Genomic DNA, 18,106 nt, shown 5'->3' with positions numbered 1-18,106 from the left:
CGGAGCGACGAGAGGACGATCTGGATGGCTTCGGTGTTACGGTCCGCAACGGCCACCGATCAGGGTCCGGTGCGGGAGAGCAACCAGGATTCCCTGCTGGCCGACGGCATTCTGTACGCGGTGGCCGACGGTTTCGGGCCCGAGGGTGAACACGCCAGCCGGATCGCGGTGGAGGTGCTGGCCGCCGGTTTCGCCGCCGCACCCGACCGTGACGGCCTGATCGGCGCGGTCCAGGAGGCCAACGATCAGGTCTTCGCGCATGTCAGCGCGTCGGGCACCAGTTCGGGTGCCACGCTGACCCTGGTGGCGGTGTTCGGCGACGAGCAGGGCGGACCGCTGGCCATCAATATCGGGGATTCGCCGTTGAACCGGATTCGCGATGGCGCCATGAGTCAGCTCACCAACGACCACAGTGTTTCCGGCGAGCTGGTGCGTGCCGGTGAGATCACCCGCGAGGAAGCCCGCTTCCACCCGCACCGCCATCTGTTGACCCGGGCGCTCGGTATCGGCCCAGTCATCCGGCCGGATCTGTTCGATCTGGACTGCCTTCCCGGGGACCGGCTGTTGATCAGCAGTGACGGATTGTTCGCCGGCGCAGAGGATGCCGACGTCGTGATCGCTGCCGCGGGTGACGAACCTGAGGTCGCGGCGCAGCGGCTGGTCCAGGTCGCCAACGATGCCGGCGGTAGTGACAACACCACGGTGATCGTGATCGATTTCGGCTGAGCCTCGCGGGTCAGGTCGCGCCGAGGGCCACCAGTTGCGTGCCGCGTTGTTCGAGCACGGTGTCCCCGGCCACCGCCGGCACCACCGGTGACACGCTTGGTGTGCGTGGCAGGGCGATGTGGCGCTGGCCGGCTCCGGTGTCCTGATCGAAGACGTCGTAACCGTCGCTGACCGGAACCAGCAGCTGGCCGGCCATCACCGTGGCGGGCCCGACGGGAAGCTGCGGCCCCGACGGGGTGACGGTGAACTTGTACTGAAGGCCGGAGGCTCCGGTGGTACTGAAGACCAGCACCGAGTCGCCGGTCCACCAGGTGATCAGGTCCCCGGCCCGGGTGGTGGTCGACTGCGGTGCCGCCGGCTTGGCAAGCGGCAGGCTGGCGAGCGTCTTTCCGGTCTCGTCGATGACGTTCACCATGGGCCTCGGCGTGGGCAGGTACACCGCGGTCGTGGTGCCTGACACCGCGATCACCTTGGCCCCGGATTCGTCCGTGATGTCCTGCATTTCGACGTAGCGCACGTCGGGAGTGTCTTCTTCGTCGGCCGGACGCAGCAGCGTCAACCGGATGAACTTGCTCTTCGGGCAGGATTCCAGCACCGACACCGCCGAGGAACTCGCCGCCGCCGACAGCTGGCGGCATACCGGTGAGGCCGGCACGTCGGGCTTGATGCGGGCGTCCAGCGCGCCGTAGGACAGCATCCGGACCATGTCCGAGCGCCACAGCTCGAGGCGGCTGTCCCCGGCGGAGAGCACCGTGGAGCCGTCGGACGACAGCTGGACCTCGGGGTCGGCATAGGCGGTGCGGGCGGGCCCGCGCGTGCCGGTCTTGCCGTCGACGGTGCTGACCTGCCCGCAGCCGCGAACATCGGGATACACCGCGACCGCGTACTGGTACACCGACGTCACACCGCACAGTTCGAGGTCGCGGGCATAGCTCCACAGAACTGCGCCGCTGACGGGATCGCGGCCCGCGACGGTGGAACCGTCGGCAGTCACCACCGAGCCGCCGGCGAGCACGGGCTGGGTGGTCCGCGGACTGTTTGCCGTCCACAGCTGTTGCAGGTCGGCCGGTATCTCGTGGGCCGGCGTCAGGTAGGGAACCGGCGCTGCAGCGGGTCTGCTGATGGTTGCCCGCGCATCACTGGTCCACCAGATCAGGCCGGCCGCCAGTGCGACGATCGCGACGATTGCCGCCGCGGCGGCCATGTCGCCGCGGGTGCGGCGTTCGGGTTTGACCACTGACCGGTCTTTGTCTGGCGTGAGCCGGTCAGCCGGCCGTTGCGGTCTCGGTCTTCCGGGGACGGCGACGACGTCGGCGACGTCCGGCGGACGCTGCATCGCCGGCGGTGTCGTCCGACTCGGTCACAGGTGCGGAATCGGTGTTCTCCGGTGCCGGAGCAGCGGCGCCCTCGGGATGCTCGGAGCCTGCCTCTCCGCCGCGGGTACGGCGACGGTTGCGGGTCCGGGTCTTGGCAGGCCGACCCTCGGAGTCCGCCGAGGAGATGCGCTTCTCGTCGGCGCTGCGCTTGGGCTTGGCTTTGAGCGGTTCGCCGATCCGGCCGGTCGCGTCGCTCGGGATGCCCAGTTCCTCATAGATATGCGGTGAGCTGGAATAGGTTTCGGCGGGATCGGGGCAACCCAGGTTGAGCGCCTTGTCGATCGTCTCCCAGCGGGTCAGTTCGTCCCAGTCGACCAGGGTGATTGCGACACCGGTCTTGCCGGCGCGGCCGGTGCGGCCGATGCGGTGCACGTAGGCCTGCTCGTCCTCGGGGCACTGGTAGTTGATGACGTGCGTGACGTCGTCGATGTCGATGCCGCGCGCGGCCACGTCGGTGGCGACGAGCACGTCGACGGCTCCGGAGCGGAACGACTTGAGTGCCTTCTCACGGGCGCCCTGGCCCAGGTCGCCGTGCACGGCGTCGACCTTGAATCCGCGCTCGGCGAGCTCGTCCGACACCTTCTGTGCGGTGCGCTTGGTGCGGGTGAAGATCATCGTGGCGCCGCGGCCGTCGGCCTGCAGGATCCGGCTCACCAGTTCCGACTTGTCCAGGGCGTGGGCCCGGTAGGCGAACTGCTCGGTGGTGTCGTGGGTCGCCGCAGAGTGCGGGGCCTCGGCCCGGATGTGGGTCGGCTGGTTCATGAACGTGCGGGCCAGCGTGATGATCGGGTCGGGCATGGTGGCAGAGAACAGCATCGACTGCCGGTCATCGGGGGTCAGTCGCAGGATGCGCTCGATGTCGGGCAGGAAGCCCAGGTCCAGCATCTCGTCGGCCTCGTCGAGCACCAGCACGGACAGACCGCCCAGCTGCAGGTGTCCCTGCTGGGCCAGGTCGAGCAGCCGGCCGGGGGTGCCGACGACGACGTCGACGCCCTTGCGCAGCGCTTCGATCTGGGGCTCGTACGGGCGCCCGCCGTAGATCGAGGTCACCGAGAATTTGCGGTGGGCGGCGGGGTCGGCGTCCACCGTCAGGTATTTGGCCGCTCCGGCGAGGTCGCCGTAGACCTGAATGCAGAGCTCACGGGTGGGCACGACGATCAGGGCCCGGGGGGTGCCGTTGAGCGGGCGGGTCTCATCGGTGGAGATGCGATGCAGCAGCGGGATCCCGAAGGCGTAGGTCTTGCCCATGCCGGTGCGGGCCTGACCGATCAGGTCGTCGCCGGCCAGTGCCAGCGGGAGGGTCAGTTCTTGGATTGCAAAGGGGTGTTCGATGCCTTCCTCGGACAGTGCACGGACGATTTCGTCGCGGACGCCGAGCTCGGCAAAAGTCTTATTCAGATGAGTCATGGTGGGTGGAGGTGGCCTTTCACTGTCAAACCTCATGGGCATCCAGCGCACACGAGTTTGACGATGAAACGGTCGGGTTCGCCCGGATACGGTCGTATCCGTCGGCGCTGCCGATCCGCTGGGCCCAGCTCCACAGGGCGGGCCAACTGCGTGCACGCACATTTCCTGGTAGCGGTTCGGGCGCTGAAAACAGTCGGCTCGAAGCCGTTACCAAGTGTCATTGTAGCTGGTCGCGGGACCTGGGCCGATTTGCCAGCAGATCACGGTGCCCCGGCGGCGTCTAGAGTTGGCCTCATGAATTCGCCTCAGCCTGCCGCGGAACAGATCGTCGAACCGGTCGATGCGGGCGTGACGGCGGATCATCCCGGGGTCAACGAACTGTTCGCGGTGCTGGCTTACGGCGAGGTCGCCGCGTTCTACCGGCTCACCGAAGAGGCACGCATGGCGCCGAATCTGCGCGGCCGGATCAACTTGGCGAGTATGGCCGCTGCTGAGATGGGCCATTACGAGTTGTTGCGGGATGCGTTGGAACACAGGGGAGTTGACGTCGTTCCGGCGATGACAAAGTACGCCTCGGCGTTGGAGAACTATCACCGGATGACCACTCCGAGCACGTGGCTGGAGGCGTTGGTCAAGACCTACATCGGCGATGCGCTCGCTGCGGACTTCTACCTGGAGATTGCCGACGCATTGCCTGAAGCGGTCGCGACGGTGGTGCGCGCGGTGCTGTCCGAAACCGGGCATTCGCAGTTCGTGGTCGCCGAGGTGCGCGCAGCGGTGACCGCGAGCGATCGTCAGCGGCACCGGCTGGCGCTGTGGGCGCGTCGTCTGCTCGGCGAAGCCGTCACCCAGGCGCAGTTCGTGCTGGCCGATCACGACGAACTTGTCGACCTGGTCATGTCCAGCGGTGAGGGTCTGACCCAGTTGGCCGAGTTCTTCGGCCGCCTGCAGAACACCCACCAGTCCCGGATGCAGGAACTGGGCCTGGCGTAGTACCCGCCAGACCCAGTCCGTCACTGCTTGGTTGGTCGCTACTGCGTGCAGGTGGTGATCATCGTGTTGTTGGCCTGCGCGATGAGCACGGCGCCCGATGCGTCGGCGATCGAGCAGTTGAGCTGACCGGCGACGCTGGTCGCGGTCACCGACTTGAGCTGGACACCGGGGTTGAGCACCACGGTCTTGGCCCACGGCAGCGCGACGTTGATGTCAGTCTGCAGTGCGCCCTGCGCGTCGGTGTAGACGACGGTCACCAGGTCGATGAGCTGCCGGTTGCCGGTCACCCGGTAGGTGATGGTGTTCGGATTCACGGCGGCTGCGGGCGGGGCCGCTTCAGCCGGCGGGGCGGCGGGCACGGGCGCCACGGTGGCACTGGGCGACGGCGTCACCGTGGTCACGGTTTCGGGCGAGAGCGGCGCAGTCGGTGCGGCGCGCGGCGGGACCGGCTTGGAGGTGGCGTCCTGGGCCGGTTGGGTGGTCTGTGTCGGCTGGGCCGATGGCGAGGTCAGGGTGGCCGACACCGAACCGCTGTCCCCGCCGCCGAGGATCACCACGGTGCAGATCACCGCGACCAAAAGGATCGCGCCGGCCACGGCGGCCACCCAGATCCAGCGCCGGTCGATCGGGTCCTCGTAGAACGTGACCTCGTCGTAGTCGTCGTAGTCGGCGTCGTAGTCCGTCCCGGGGTCGGCGGTGTAGCCGTCGGCGGTATGGCCGGAGTACCCGCCCGGCTCATAGGGGTGATCCCCGAAGCGCTCGGTCGGCGTGGTGTCATACGGCGAATATTGCCTGGTCATGCGGCTGTCCCAGTCGTCTCGTCCAATGTCGAAACCGATGCTATCGAGGCAGAAGTGACAGATGAGGTTGAGCTCGGTGCGTGTCGGTCACGGTCCGGACTCAGTTCGGTATCTGTGTTTCGCGCACGGCGTACCTCCGGTGCAGCCCCGCTCGCGGTCGGCGGGCTCGGCCGTCCACTAGCCTTCTCAGAGAAGTCGACAAACGTTGTGAGAAAGAAAGAAGGGTCCAGCGTGGAGGTCAAGATCGGTGTCACGGACAGCCCTCGCGAGCTGACCTTCAACAGTGCGCAGACACCCACCGAGGTGGAGCAGCAGGTCAACGACGCACTCGCCAAGGACGCGGGTGTGCTGGCGCTGACCGATGAGAAGGGTCGGCGATTCCTGGTGCAGAACAGCCGGATCGCCTATGTCGAGATCGGCGCCGCCGACGTGCGCCGGGTCGGTTTCGGAGTGGGAGCGGAATCCGCCTGAGATCAGGAACGGGTGAGTGGCACGTGTGACAGTCCGCCCCAGGCGAACTGCACCGTGCCATCCACGGCGGTGTTCCGGTCGATGGGCCGGTCATTGGTCAGCCAGTACCGCGCTGAGTCGACGCTGACGGCCACCAACCCGACCGCGATCATCCTGGCGCGGTGCGCTTCCAGTCCCGAATCGCGACTGATGAGATCGAACACGGCATCGGTGCAGGCCTCGGTCGCCACCTTCACCTGAGCTGCCACCTGCGGCTCGCTGACGTAGTCATTCTCGAAGATCAGCCGGTAGCCCTGGCTGTCATGCTCGATGAAATCGAAGAACGCCTCGACCGCGGCGCGCAGCCGCTGCCGGTTGTCGGTCGTGGTGCGCAGGGCCTGACGCACCCCGGACACCAGGTTGTCGACGTGGCGTTGCAGTACAGCGAGGTACAGCTCGAGCTTCGACGAGAAGTGTTGGTACAGAACAGGTTTGCTCACACCTGCGCGGTCGGCGATCTCATCCATCCCCGCCGCGTGGTACCCGCGTTCGACGAAAACCTCGCTGGCGGCTGCCAACAGCTGTCCACGCCGCTCATCACGAGGGAGGCGGTTGCCGCGTCGACCACCGGTCGGCTTGTCACCTCTCCTCTCGGCGGTGTTGGCGAGATCGCTCATCAGGTCCTCAATCTGTATTGCTCTGGCGCACTTGGACATGTTCATCCGAGCGGCTGATCGCACCGACACTACTACCGTGACGCGCCGCTGCCGTCGCGCGGTCGATGCGAAACGGACATGGATTTCGAAATGACACCGGCGAGGTCACGGCATAGCTGCGCTCGGAACCGCTCCACAGGAGTCTGTGCCATTCTGGTCCGGTGACCTACGACCCGGGACGTCGCGGGGGTGGCCGTGTCCCGGCGCTGCGAAACGAGTGGCGGGAGCCGCTCCGCGCTCAGCGAGATCCGATTGGCGCCGATTCAGGCCGAGCCAGATCCAATCGGGACGACCATCAGCAGTGGCGTAAGCAGACTTGGATCGGCCGCTTCGTGTCCACGTACGGCTGGCGCGCGTATGCGTTGCCGGTGCTCATCGTGCTGACCGTGGTGGTGATGTACCAGACCGTGACCGGCACGAGCGTCTCGCAGTCCGCCCAGGAGGAGGAGGGCCCGGTGCAGGGCCCGCCCACCATCGATGTGGCCAGCACCTCGATCATCGGCGCGCCGCCCAAAGGCCTGACCCAGTTCGACGCGAACCTGCCGACCGGAATCCTGCCCGCGGGCGGCCAGTTCACCGAGGCGGGGACCCGGACCTGGCGGATCGTGCCGGGGGCCATCCCCAAGATCGGTGAGGGCACCACGAAGTCGTTCACCTACACCGTCGAGGTCGAGGACGGGGTGGACACCACCTCGTTCGGCGGTGACGACGGTTTCGCCCGGATGGTCAGCGAGACCCTGGCCAATCCGAAGAGTTGGACTCACAACGGGCTGTTCGCCTTCACCCGGGTGGATGAGACCAGCGGTGTCGAACCCGATTTCCGGGTGTCGCTGACCTCTCCGATGACGGTCCGGGAGGGCTGTGGCTACGACATCGAGCTGGAATCGTCCTGCTACAACCCGTCGTACGACGGGCATCAGCCCCGCGTGTTCGTCAACGAGGCCCGCTGGGTGCGCGGTGCGGTGCCGTTCCAGGGGGACATCGGGTCCTACCGCCAGTACCTGATCAACCATGAGGTTGGTCACGCCATTGGGTACCAGCGGCATGAGGCCTGCGAAGGCAACGGAAAGCTGGCGCCGATCATGATGCAGCAGACGTTCTCCACCTCGAACGACGATGCCGCCAAGTTTGACCCCGGAACCGTCACGGCCGACGGTCTGACCTGCAAGTTCAATCCCTGGCCTTACCCGATCGCCTGACCGCCCGGTCTTGTGATGGGATTCTCCACGCTGCGCCGGGTATCGCGATGCGGACCGGATGGGTCATGTGCGCGGTCACGGTAGCCCGACGGCGGGAAGCTTGAGGACCGGATTACCGTTGTGGGTACGAGCAGCTGGGACGATGAACTGCCCAGAAAATCTGAGGAGACATACGGTGTCCGCGAATTTGGACGTGTCGTTACCGCCGTTGGTTGAGCCGGCCGCCGAGCTGACCCGTGAAGAGGTGACGCGCTACAGCCGGCACCTGATCATTCCGGACGTCGGCGTGATCGGGCAGAAGCGGCTGAAGAACGCCAGGGTGCTGGTAATCGGAGCCGGTGGGCTCGGTTCGCCGACCTTGCTGTACCTGGCCGCCGCCGGGGTGGGCACCATCGGCATCGTCGAGTTCGACGTGGTCGACGAGTCCAACCTGCAGCGGCAGATCATCCATGGCCAATCCGACATCGGCCGGTCCAAGGCGCAGAGCGCCAGGGACTCGGTCCTGGAGATCAACCCGCTGGTGACGGTGAACCTGCATGAGTTCCGGCTGGAGCCCGACAACGCGGTGGAGCTGTTCAGCCAGTACGACCTGATCCTCGACGGCACCGACAACTTCGCTACCCGCTACCTGGTCAACGATGCCGCGGTGCTCGCCGGCAAGCCCTACGTGTGGGGCTCGATCTACCGGTTCGAAGGCCAGGTGTCGGTGTTCTGGGAGGACGCCCCCGACGGGTTGGGCCTGAACTACCGCGACCTCTATCCCGAGCCGCCGCCACCGGGAATGGTGCCCTCCTGCGCCGAGGGCGGGGTGCTGGGCATCCTGTGCGCTTCGATCGCGTCGGTGATGGGTACCGAGGCCATCAAGCTCATCACCGGCATCGGCGAGCCGCTGCTCGGCCGGCTGATGGTCTATGACGCGCTGGACATGACCTACCGCACCATCCGGATCCGCAAGGACCCGGCGACGCCGAAGATCACCGAGCTGATCGATTACGAAGCGTTCTGTGGCGTGGTGTCGGACGCCGCCGCCGAGGCCGCTGCCGGATCGACGGTCACCCCGCTCGAGCTCAAGGAGCTCATCGACTCCGGGAAACCTTTGGCGCTGATCGATGTCCGCGAGCCCGTCGAGTGGGATATCAATCACATCGAGGGCGCCGAGCTCATCCCGAAGCCGACGTTCGAATCGGGCGACGCATTGGCCAAGCTCCCGGTGGACCGGACACCGGTGCTGTACTGCAAGACCGGAATACGTTCCGCTGAGGTGCTCGCCATCGTCAAGAAGGCCGGTTTTTCCGACGCGATGCACCTGCAGGGCGGAATTGTGGCCTGGGCCAAGCAACTCGAGCCCGACATGGTGATGTACTGACGGCTGGTTTGCCGGTCAACACCTTAGGCTGAGGTTGTGAGTGTGGAACGGCCGCCGGAACATGTGCTGGCGGCGTTCGGCCTGTCCGGGGTGCGCCCGGTACCGCTCGGCTCAGGCTGGGAGGGTGGCTGGCGCTGCGGCGAAGTAGTGATGTCGATGGTGCCCGAGCACGCCCGTGCGGCGTGGTCGGCCAAGGTTCGGGAATCGCTGTTCATCGACGGGGTGCGGCTGGCTCGCCCGGTCCGCTCGACGGACGGCCGCTACGTGGTCGCCGGGTGGCGTGCCGACACCTTCGTCGCCGGCACGCCCGAGCCCCGTCACGACGAGGTGGTGTCGGCCGCAGTGCGATTGCACGAGGCCACCTCGAAATTGGAGCGACCACGCTTCCTCACCCAACCGCCCGTCGCGCCGTGGGCCGACGTCGACGTGTTCATCGCCGCAGACCGGGCGGCCTGGGAGGACCGGCCGCTGCATTCGTTGCCGCCCGGGGCCAGGGTCTCGCCCGGATCATCGGATGGCCAGCGCTCGGTCGAGCTGATCAATCAGTTGGCCGGCCTGCGCAGACCGACCAAGAGCGCCAGTCAACTGGTCCACGGTGACCTATACGGCACAGTGCTTTTCGCCGGAACGGCCGCGCCGGGAATCACCGACATCACCCCGTACTGGCGCCCCGCCCCGTGGGCCGCGGGAGTGGTGGTGATCGACGCGCTGTCCTGGGGCGACGCCGACGACGGATTGATCGAGCGGTGGCAGTCGCTGCCCGAATGGCCGCAGATGTTGTTGCGGGCGTTGATGTTCCGCCTGGCTGTACACGCACTGCACCCGCGGTCCACCGCCGCGGCCTTCCCGGGCCTGGCGCGCACCGCCTCACTGGTCCGGCTGATTCTCTAGCGCGCTAGAAGGCGTGGCGGTATTCCCGCAGCGGTACCCGCCCGTCGACGGCCAGCACCCCCTCGGCGCGCAGCTGTTCCAACTGCCGCGTGGCCAGGTGCGGGGCCGGGCGGCCTGATGCGGGGATCACCCGGTGCCAGGGCAGGTCCGAGGAATCGGTCCGCATGATCCAACCGACGATCCGTGGGCTGGAAAGGTCTGCGGCATCGGCAATGTCGCCGTAGGTGCAGACATGGCCCGGCGGGATCGCCGCGACCAGCGCCCGCACGGTTTCCACCTGCTCCTCGGTGATCTGGTTCGATCCGCCGGCCATCGTCAGCCCAGCTGTTCGAGGATCAGCTTCGCGGTATCGGCGGGTTTGGCCTGGGCCACCATGTGATCGCAGTCCCAATCCAGCAGCGTGAAATCCGGGCCCAGTTGCCCACTCAGCGCACCGATGAGACAGTCCCGCGCATACGGCGGACTGGTACGGGTGGCGCGGACCAGAACCGTGGGAGTGCCCTTGCGCGGCAAGGCAACCGGGCGGGCCAACTCGCTCCAATACGACATCATGGCCGGGATGCTGATCCGCCACCCGAAGCGTCCGCCGGGTAGCTCGACGAGGTGTTCGTCGAGGTCCCGGTCCAACTCATCCGGGGCGACCTCGCCCCACGAACCGTTGGCCTTCTCGGCGCGTGCCTCGGCGCGGTCTGGATAGTCGGGGGAGGCCATCATGCTGTCGGCGATGTCGCGCATCCATTCGCCGTCGAGTTCCACCGCGGGGTCCAACAGCACCAGCCCGCTGACCAGATCAGGATGTGCGGCAGCAAGATTGAGCGCCACCGCACCGCCGAACGAATGCCCGGCCACCAGGGTCGGACCGTCCAGCAGCGAGGCCAAGGCCTCGACATTGGCATCGAGTGTCCACGGGGCGGCCCACGATGAGCGGCCGTGCCCGAGCAGATCGGGGGCGAGTACAGGCACCTCGGGCAGGTGTTGCTCGGCCAGTGTCTTCCAGCGTTCGCCGTGCCCGGTCAACCCGTGGATGAGCAACAGCCGGGCCGGCTGCGCGGGACCGTACTGGTGGACGTTCAACTTCGCGGCTGACATTCGTTCATGCTGCCAGGAGTCGCAACCGCTACTTGTCGGGGCCCTCGCTCCAATCCGCTCCGCTACTTGTCGGTCCCTTCTGGTGTCATCTCCTCCATGACCACACACCACGTCGAACCGGCACTGGCGGGCACCGAGCTGCTGGTACCCGGGCGCGGCGGGGTGGTGCGGGTGCTGGGCGGGCCGGGGACGGGCAAGAGCTCGCTGTTGATCAGCACCGCGGTCGACCACATTGCGGCGGGCACCGATCCCGAGTCGGTGCTGTTGCTGACCGGTTCGGCCCGGTTGCGGGGCGAGGCCAGGGCCGCCATCACCGCGCGGCTGCTCGGGGCGGGCACCCACGGCGTGGTGCGGGAACCGCTGGTGCGCACGGTGCACTCCTACGCCTTCGCACTCCTGCGGCTGGCGGCCCAGCGCAACGGTGATCCGCCGCCGCGGCTGATCACCACCGCCGAACAGGACGGCATCATCCGGGAACTGCTGGCCGGCGACCTGGAGGACGGTGCGGATTCTCCCGTTGGCTGGCCGGAGCAGCTGTGGCCGGCGCTGAGCACGGCGGGCTTCGCCACCGAGCTGCGCGATCTGATGGCCCGCTGCACCGAGCGCGGTGTGGATCCGCGCGCACTGCAGCGGCTGGGCCGTTCGGCGGGACGCCCGGAATGGTTGGCGGCGGGCCGGTTTGCCCAGGCCTACGAGCAGATCATGCTGTTGCGGTCGGCGGTCGGTATGGCCGCACCGCAGGCCACGGTCCCCGCATTGGGGGCGGCCGAGCTCGTCGGTGCGGCGCTGGAGGCGCTGGGGACCGACGCGGATCTGCTGGCCGCCGAGCGGGCGCGGATCAGCCTGCTGCTGGTCGACGACGCCCAGCACCTCGACCCGCAGGCCGCGTTGTTGGTGCGGGTGTTGGCCGCCGGGGCGGGGTTGACCGTCCTTGCCGGCGACCCCGACCAGACTGTGTTCTCCTACCGCGGCGCCGATCCGGTGTTGTTGCGCGATCACGGCGGGGAGGATGCCCCGTCGATCACCCTCACCCAGTCGCACCGCTGTGCCCCCGCGGTCGCTTCGGCGATCTCGGGCATCGCTCGCCGGCTGCCCGGTGTGGGGGCCGGCCGCGTGATCGAGGGCAACCCGGAGCGCGGACCGGGTGAGGTGACCATGCGGTTGGCGGCCACGCCGCATGCCGAGAACGCCTTCATCGCCGACGCTTTGCGCCGTGCTCATCTGATTGACGGGGTGCCCTGGTCCGAAATGGCGGTGGTGGTGCGCTCGATTCCGCGGGTGGGTGCGGCACTGGCGCGGGCACTGAGCGGGGCCGGGGTGCCGGTGCAGGCCACGGGCACTGAATTGGGGCTGGCACAGCAGCCTGCGGTCGCAGCCTTGCTGACCGTGTTGGAGGTGACGGCGTCCGGGAACCTGGACGGTGACAGCGCCGTCAGCCTGCTCACCGGTCCGATCGGACGCGTCGACCCGGTGACCCTGCGGCAGTTGCGACGGGCGCTGCGGCGTGCCGATGGTTCCACGCCGCCAAGGGATTTCGCCGATCTACTCGTGGCCGCCATCGATGCGGAGCCGGCCGGACTGTCGGCCGAACACGCCAAGCCGCTGCGCCGGCTGCGGTCTGTGCTGGCCGCCGCCCGCCGCAGCGAGCGGGACGGCGCCGATCCGCGCTACACCTTGTGGCAGGCCTGGAATGCCTGCCGGTTGCAGCCGCGCTGGCTGGCCGCCAGTGAGCGGGGCGGCACCATCGGGGCACAGGCCGACCGCGACCTGGACGCGATGACCGCGCTGTTCGATGTGGCCGATCAGTATGTGGGCCGGACGGCAGGGGCGTCGCTGCGCGGGCTGGTGGACCACGTGGCGACATTGGGTTCGTCGATGTCGGCCTCGGATTCGAGCCCAAGGGCTGACGCGGTCTCGGTGCTCAGCGCGCACGCCGCACTGGGCCGGGAGTGGGACTTCGTGGTGATTTCTGGCGTGCAGGAAGGATTGTGGCCCAACACCATTCCGCGGGGCGGCATCCTGGGTACGCAGAATCTGGTGGATGTTCTCGACGGGGTGTCCGCCCCGGCTGACCGCGTGGTGTCGACCCGGGCGCCCCTGCTCGCCGAGGAACGGCGGCTGTTGATGGCGGCTATGGGCCGGGCCCGGACCAGGCTGCTGGTGACCGCGGTCGACAGCGACGGCGGGGATGAATCGCTGCTGCCGTCACCGTTCTGTGCAGAGCTGGCCGAGGTGGCAACGGAATCCGTGTCGCTTCCGCCATTGGCCGCACCGCGGGTGCTACTGCCCTCGGCGGTGGTCGGTCGGCTGCGGGCCGTCGTGTGCGCGCCGGAGGGCGCCGTCGACGACGAGTCCCGGTCCTGTGCCGCAACTCAATTGGCAAGACTGGCCGCGGCGGGAGTGCCAGGGGCTGATCCTTCGCAGTGGCACACCATGACGGCGTTGTCCACCGAGGAGCCGCTGTGGTCGGAGACCGACGGCGTGCTGCCCGAGGTCGCCTTGTCGCCGTCGACGCTGCAGATGCTCACCGACTGCCCGTTGCGTTGGCTGCTGGAGCGCCACGGCGGCGGTGACGGACGCGACGTGCGTTCGACGGTCGGGTCGTTGCTGCACGCGCTGGTCGCCGATTCCGGCAAGACCGAGAGCCAGCTGATCAACGACCTGGAAAAGGTCTGGGAAGACCTGCCTTTCGAGGCGAAGTGGTATTCGGACAATGAGTTGTCGCGCCACCGCGAGATGCTGGAAACCTTCACGCGGTGGCGTGCGGACACCCGGGGCCAGTTGACCGAGGTCGCCGTGGAGATCGATGTCGAGGGCGTGCTCGTCGAGCCGGGGCCCGACGGGCCGGGTGTCCGGGTGCGGGGCCGGTTGGATCGCCTCGAGCGCGACCAGGCGGATCGGCTCGTCGTGGTCGACCTCAAGACCGGCAAGAGTCCGGTCACCAAGGACGATGCGCAGAAGCACGCCCAGCTGGCCACGTATCAACTTGCGGTGGCCGCGGGGCTGTTACCGCACGGCGACGAGCCGGGCGGGGGCCGGTTGGTATACCTGGGCAAGGCGGGGGCGGCGGGCGCCACCGAACGCGAACAGGATCCGATGACACCAGACACTCGTGCCGACTGGCTGGGCACGGTCAGCAGTGCGGCTGCGGCCACCGCCGGGCCGCAGTTCGTGGCCCGCGTCAACGACGGCTGCGCGAACTGCCCGGTGCGTTCGTCGTGCCCGGCCCAGGCTGCCGGGGACCGGTCATGACGGAAACCACACAGACCGGCGTGCGGTACAGCCCGGCCGAGTTGTCCGCCGCATTGGGTCTGTTCCCGCCGACCGAGGAGCAGGCCGCGGTGATCGCCGCGCCGCCAGGGCCGTTGGTGGTCATCGCGGGCGCGGGCGCCGGTAAGACCGAGACCATGGCGGCCCGGGTCGTCTGGTTGGTGGCCAACGGTTATGCCACGCCCGCACAGGTGCTGGGCCTGACCTTCACCCGCAAGGCCGCGGGCCAGTTGCTGCGCCGGGTGCGGACCCGGCTGGCCCGGCTCGCCGGTGCCGGTCTCGCGCCGGTGACCGTCGGCGCCGATGAAATCGCCACGGTCAGTACCTATCACGCGTTCGCCGGAACCCTGCTGCGCGAGCACGGGCTCCTGCTCCCGGTCGAACCGGACACCCGCCTGCTCAGCGAGACCGAGCTGTGGCAGTTGGCCTTCGACGTGGTGTGTACGCACCCGGGGGAGCTGGCCATCGACAAGACCCCGGCCGCCGTCACCGGCATGGTGCTGCGGCTGGCGGGCGCGCTGGCCGAGCATCTGGTGGACACGGATCAACTGCGCGATACGCATCTGGAGCTGGAACGGTTGGTGCACACCCTGCCGGCCGGCCCGTATCAGCGTGACCGCGGACCCAGCCAGTGGCTGCTCAAGATGCTGGCCACCCAGACCGAACGCACCGAGCTGGTGCCGTTGATCGATGCGCTGCACCAGCGGATGCGTACCGACAAGGTGATGGATTTCGGCATGCAGATGTCCGCGGCGGCGCGGCTGGCTTCGAGCTTTCCTCAGGTTGGTGAGCAGCTGCGGGAACGTTTCCGGGTGGTGCTGCTCGACGAGTACCAGGACACCGGGCACGCGCAGCGGGTGGCGTTGTCCTCGCTGTTCGGCGGCGGCGTGGACGAGGGCTTGGCGCTCACCGCGGTCGGTGATCCGATCCAGTCGATCTATGGCTGGCGGGGCGCGTCGGCGACGAACCTGCCCCGGTTCACCACGGACTTTCCGCAGGCCGACGGGACCCCCGCCCCGACGCTGGAATTGCGGACCAGTTGGCGCAACCCGCCGAGCGCGCTGCATCTGGCCAACGCGGTGTCCGCCGAGGCACGTCGCCGGTCGGTGACGGTGCATGAGCTGCGGCCCCGGCCTGACGCCGAGCCGGGCACCATCCGGTGCGCGCTGCTGAATGATGTCGAGACCGAACGTGATTGGGTGGCAGATCACCTGGCGCGGATCTACCACGGTGCGGTGGCACAGGGGTCGGCCACGCCGACCTCAGCGGTACTGGTGCGCCGCAACGCCGACGCCGCGCCGATGGCCGAGGCTCTGAGTGCACGCGGGGTGCCGGCCGAGGTGGTCGGGGTGGCCGGACTGCTGGCCATAACCGAGGTGGCCGATCTGGTGGCGATGCTGCGGTTGGTGGCGGATCCCGCAGCGGGATCCGCGGTGATGCGGGTGCTGACCGGGCCGCGGTGGCGGTTCGGCGCCCGGGATATCGCGGCCCTGTGGCGCCGGGCCAGGGAACTCGACGACCGGCCGGTGGGGGAGCCCAGCGCCGCCGAGATCGTGGCCCAGGCCGCCCCGGATGCCGATTCTGCCTGCCTGGCCGACGCGCTCTGCGATCCCGGTTCCGCCGAACACTATTCGTCGGCCGGCTATCGGCGGATCGAGACCCTCGGGCGCGAACTGACCATGTTGCGTGCGCACCTGAGCCACCCGCTGCCCGAGTTGGTGGCCGAGGTGCGGCGCGTCGCGGGATTGGATGCCGAGGCTCGCGCGGCCCGCCCGGTGGCTGCGGGCTGGACGGGTACCGAGAACCTCGACACGTTCTGCGATCTGGTGGCCGATTTCGCCGGGAGACCTGGCGCGTCCGTGCTCGCGCTGTTGGCCTACCTGGATGTGGCCACCGAGGTGGAGAACGGCTTGGCGCCGGCCGAGTTGACGGTGTCGCACGACCGGGTGCAGATCCTGACCGTGCATGCTGCCAAGGGGCTGGAATGGCAGGTGGTCGCGGTTCCGCATCTGAGCGGCAGGGTGTTCCCGTCGACGGCCTCGGCACGCACCTGGCTCACCGATTCGTCGGATCTGCCTCCGCTGTTGCGCGGCGATCGTGCGACCGAGTCGGAGCTGGGTGTGCCGGTGTTGGACACCTCCGACATCAACGACCGGAAGATCTTGTCGGACAAGATCTCTGATCACAAGCGCAGCCTTGAGCAGCGCCGCATCGACGAGGAGCGCCGGCTGCTCTACGTCGCGATCACCCGCTCGGAGGACACCTTGCTGATCTCCGGGCATCACTGGGGTGCGACCGAGGGTAAGCCTCGTGGCCCCTCGGAGTTCCTGTGCGAGATCAAGACCATCGTGGAAGATGCTGCCGCGCAGGGTCATCCGTGCGGCGAGATCGAGCAGTGGGCTCCCGAGCCGTCGGCGGGCGAGGTCAACCCGCTGCGGGACAAGGCTGTCGAAGCGATCTGGCCGGCGGCCCCGGCCAGAGAGACCGACGTCGACCGTGGCGCGGCACTCGTGGCGCAAGCGCTGGCCGGCGACCGTGGGACCGAGGCGGGCCCAGGCCAGACCGGCGAGGCCGGCGACGCCGATGCCGGCGGGGAGGGCTGGGCCGCTGACGTCGATGCGCTTCTGGCCGAACGGGATCGCGCACCGCAGGTCGCCCCGCTTGAGCTGCCCGGCCAGTTGTCGGTCAGCACATTGGTGGAGTTGAGCCGTGATCGGGAGGCCGCTCTGCAGCGTTTGCACCGACGGTTGCCGCAACGTCCGGATCCGCATGCCCTGCTGGGCACCGCGTTCCACGAGTGGGTGCAGCGGTACTTCCACTCCGAGCGTCTGTTCGACCTCGACGACCTACCCGGTGCGGTGGACAGTGACAGCGGGCGCGCCGGTGCGGCCGAACTGTCCGAGCTACAGGACGCATTCGTCATGTCATCGTGGGCCGCACGCACCCCGATCGAGGTGGAGGTGCCGTTCGACATGGTGATCGGAACGACCCGAACCACCATTGTGCGAGGCCGGATCGACGCGGTTTTCGCGCAGGACGACGGGACCACCACTGTGGTCGACTGGAAAACCGGAGAGCCACCGACCACGCCGGAAGCCATGGCGCAGGCGGCGGTTCAGCTCGCGGTGTACCGCCTGGCCTGGGCGGCGCTCCGCGGATGCGCGCCGGAATCGGTGCGGGCCGCGTTCCACTACGTACGCTCCGGGCAGACCGTCAGCCCCGAATCACTGCCGGGGGAGGACGAACTCGTCGCCCTGCTGACCGATCCCACGGCCGCACCGGCGGATCCTGGGCAGCAGCCCTAGCCGTCACCCGAAGGAGTCAGGTTGGCGATCTCCGATCCCCACACCGACCGCGCTCCCAGATCGCCGATCCGGTAGATCTGAACGATCGAGGCAACCGCCACCAGAACGGCGACCACCGCGACGACACCGTGATAGATGACCCGTCGGCTGTCGTCGCGGCGTTCGGCGAAATGCACTCCTACCAACGCCAGTGCGACGACCAGGAGCGCGAGCGAGAAGTAGATCATGGTGTCGCCGCGTTCGGCGTGCTGTTGCAGGACGGCATCCTGAGCGGGCCGTAGGTCGTAGAGCCATTCGCCGGCGTACGTCGTCAGCGGCGTCAAAACCGTTGTGACAACGGCCAGGATGAGCGTGAGCCACAACAAATGGCCTCGGCGGGCAGGAGGCCACAGCGCGCAGACCATCTCCAGCACGGCGGTCAGCGGTACGAGTACGACCAGCGCGTGGACGAGCAGCACATGGGCGGGCAGGCCGTTGATCACTGTCACGGGAACTCCTTGGCTGGTCAGAAGATGCGA

The 18,106-nt window shown here is 68.2% G+C and carries 15 protein-coding genes; 8 read left to right on the top strand and 7 right to left on the bottom strand.

Annotated features, from left to right (window positions below; translation table 11 throughout):
- The first annotated feature begins 24 nt into the window (after positions 1-24).
- Positions 25-726 (top strand): protein phosphatase 2C domain-containing protein, encoded by a 702-nt coding sequence (locus AB0I14_RS10150; RefSeq protein ID WP_358019734.1) that lies wholly within the window; start codon positions 25-27, stop codon positions 724-726.
- 10 nt (positions 727-736) lie between these two features.
- Here AB0I14_RS10150 and AB0I14_RS10145 read toward each other — a convergent pair whose 3' ends face one another.
- On the bottom strand, positions 737-1,963 hold the full coding sequence (locus AB0I14_RS10145) for a hypothetical protein (RefSeq protein WP_358019731.1): 1,227 nt from the start codon (positions 1,961-1,963) through the stop codon (positions 737-739).
- 28 nt (positions 1,964-1,991) lie between these two features.
- Positions 1,992-3,509, bottom strand: coding sequence for a DEAD/DEAH box helicase (locus AB0I14_RS10140; RefSeq protein ID WP_358019728.1), 1,518 nt, complete (start codon positions 3,507-3,509; stop codon positions 1,992-1,994).
- Positions 3,510-3,803: 294 nt separating this feature from the next.
- On the opposite strand from AB0I14_RS10140, the gene AB0I14_RS10135 reads away from it, so the two are divergent.
- Complete coding sequence (locus AB0I14_RS10135; protein ID WP_358019725.1) at positions 3,804-4,502, top strand: ferritin-like fold-containing protein; 699 nt, start codon at positions 3,804-3,806, stop codon at positions 4,500-4,502.
- 38 nt (positions 4,503-4,540) lie between these two features.
- Here the strand turns inward: AB0I14_RS10135 and AB0I14_RS10130 are convergent, their stop codons facing one another.
- The gene (locus AB0I14_RS10130; protein ID WP_358019722.1) at positions 4,541-5,302 is read right to left on the bottom strand and encodes a hypothetical protein; all 762 of its coding nucleotides are present in this window, start codon (positions 5,300-5,302) and stop codon (positions 4,541-4,543) included.
- Positions 5,303-5,533: 231 nt separating this feature from the next.
- Here AB0I14_RS10130 and AB0I14_RS10125 point away from each other — a divergent pair, with 231 nt between their 5' ends.
- Complete coding sequence (locus AB0I14_RS10125; RefSeq protein ID WP_358019719.1) at positions 5,534-5,773, top strand: DUF3107 domain-containing protein; 240 nt, start codon at positions 5,534-5,536, stop codon at positions 5,771-5,773.
- 2 nt (positions 5,774-5,775) lie between these two features.
- Here AB0I14_RS10125 and AB0I14_RS10120 read toward each other — a convergent pair whose 3' ends face one another.
- On the bottom strand, positions 5,776-6,429 hold the full coding sequence (locus AB0I14_RS10120) for a TetR/AcrR family transcriptional regulator (RefSeq protein WP_358019716.1): 654 nt from the start codon (positions 6,427-6,429) through the stop codon (positions 5,776-5,778).
- Positions 6,430-6,629: 200 nt separating this feature from the next.
- Between AB0I14_RS10120 and AB0I14_RS10115 the strand changes: the two genes are divergently transcribed.
- The 3 genes from AB0I14_RS10115 (at position 6,630) to AB0I14_RS10105 (ending at position 9,924) form a co-directional block, all read left to right on the top strand.
- Entirely contained in the window at positions 6,630-7,667 is a 1,038-nt protein-coding gene (locus AB0I14_RS10115; protein WP_358019713.1) for a DUF3152 domain-containing protein, read from the top strand.
- Positions 7,668-7,854: 187 nt separating this feature from the next.
- Complete coding sequence (moeZ, locus tag AB0I14_RS10110; RefSeq protein WP_358021200.1) at positions 7,855-9,033, top strand: adenylyltransferase/sulfurtransferase MoeZ; 1,179 nt, start codon at positions 7,855-7,857, stop codon at positions 9,031-9,033.
- A gap of 36 nt (positions 9,034-9,069) precedes the next feature.
- On the top strand, positions 9,070-9,924 hold the full coding sequence (locus AB0I14_RS10105; protein ID WP_358019710.1) for a TIGR02569 family protein: 855 nt from the start codon (positions 9,070-9,072) through the stop codon (positions 9,922-9,924).
- A 4-nt stretch (positions 9,925-9,928) separates the two neighbouring features.
- Here AB0I14_RS10105 and AB0I14_RS10100 read toward each other — a convergent pair whose 3' ends face one another.
- Together AB0I14_RS10100 and AB0I14_RS10095 are read right to left on the bottom strand one after the other, a co-directional pair.
- Positions 9,929-10,237, bottom strand: coding sequence for an MGMT family protein (locus AB0I14_RS10100; RefSeq protein WP_358019708.1), 309 nt, complete (start codon positions 10,235-10,237; stop codon positions 9,929-9,931).
- Positions 10,238-10,239: 2 nt separating this feature from the next.
- Positions 10,240-11,013 carry an alpha/beta hydrolase gene (locus tag AB0I14_RS10095; RefSeq protein ID WP_358019705.1) on the bottom strand — a complete coding sequence of 258 codons (774 nt, stop codon included), beginning with the start codon at positions 11,011-11,013 and terminating at the stop codon, positions 10,240-10,242.
- 96 nt (positions 11,014-11,109) lie between these two features.
- Between AB0I14_RS10095 and AB0I14_RS10090 the strand changes: the two genes are divergently transcribed.
- On the top strand, positions 11,110-14,265 hold the full coding sequence (locus AB0I14_RS10090; protein ID WP_358019702.1) for an ATP-dependent DNA helicase: 3,156 nt from the start codon (positions 11,110-11,112) through the stop codon (positions 14,263-14,265).
- The gene (locus tag AB0I14_RS10085; protein ID WP_358019700.1) at positions 14,262-17,588 is read left to right on the top strand and encodes a UvrD-helicase domain-containing protein; all 3,327 of its coding nucleotides are present in this window, start codon (positions 14,262-14,264) and stop codon (positions 17,586-17,588) included. Before AB0I14_RS10090 ends, AB0I14_RS10085 begins: the two co-directional genes overlap by 4 nt.
- On the opposite strand, the gene AB0I14_RS10080 is transcribed toward AB0I14_RS10085, so the two are convergent.
- Positions 17,585-18,076 (bottom strand): DUF2231 domain-containing protein, encoded by a 492-nt coding sequence (locus AB0I14_RS10080; RefSeq protein ID WP_358019697.1) that lies wholly within the window; start codon positions 18,074-18,076, stop codon positions 17,585-17,587. The genes AB0I14_RS10085 and AB0I14_RS10080 overlap by 4 nt on opposite strands.
- Between the last annotated feature and the right edge of the window lie 30 nt (positions 18,077-18,106).

Source organism: Mycobacterium sp. NPDC050441, assembly GCF_040655355.1.
Lineage (GTDB): Bacteria > Actinomycetota > Actinomycetes > Mycobacteriales > Mycobacteriaceae > Mycobacterium.
The sequence above is the reverse complement of the archived record's forward strand: the minus strand, read 5'-3'. Positions and strand labels throughout refer to the sequence as shown.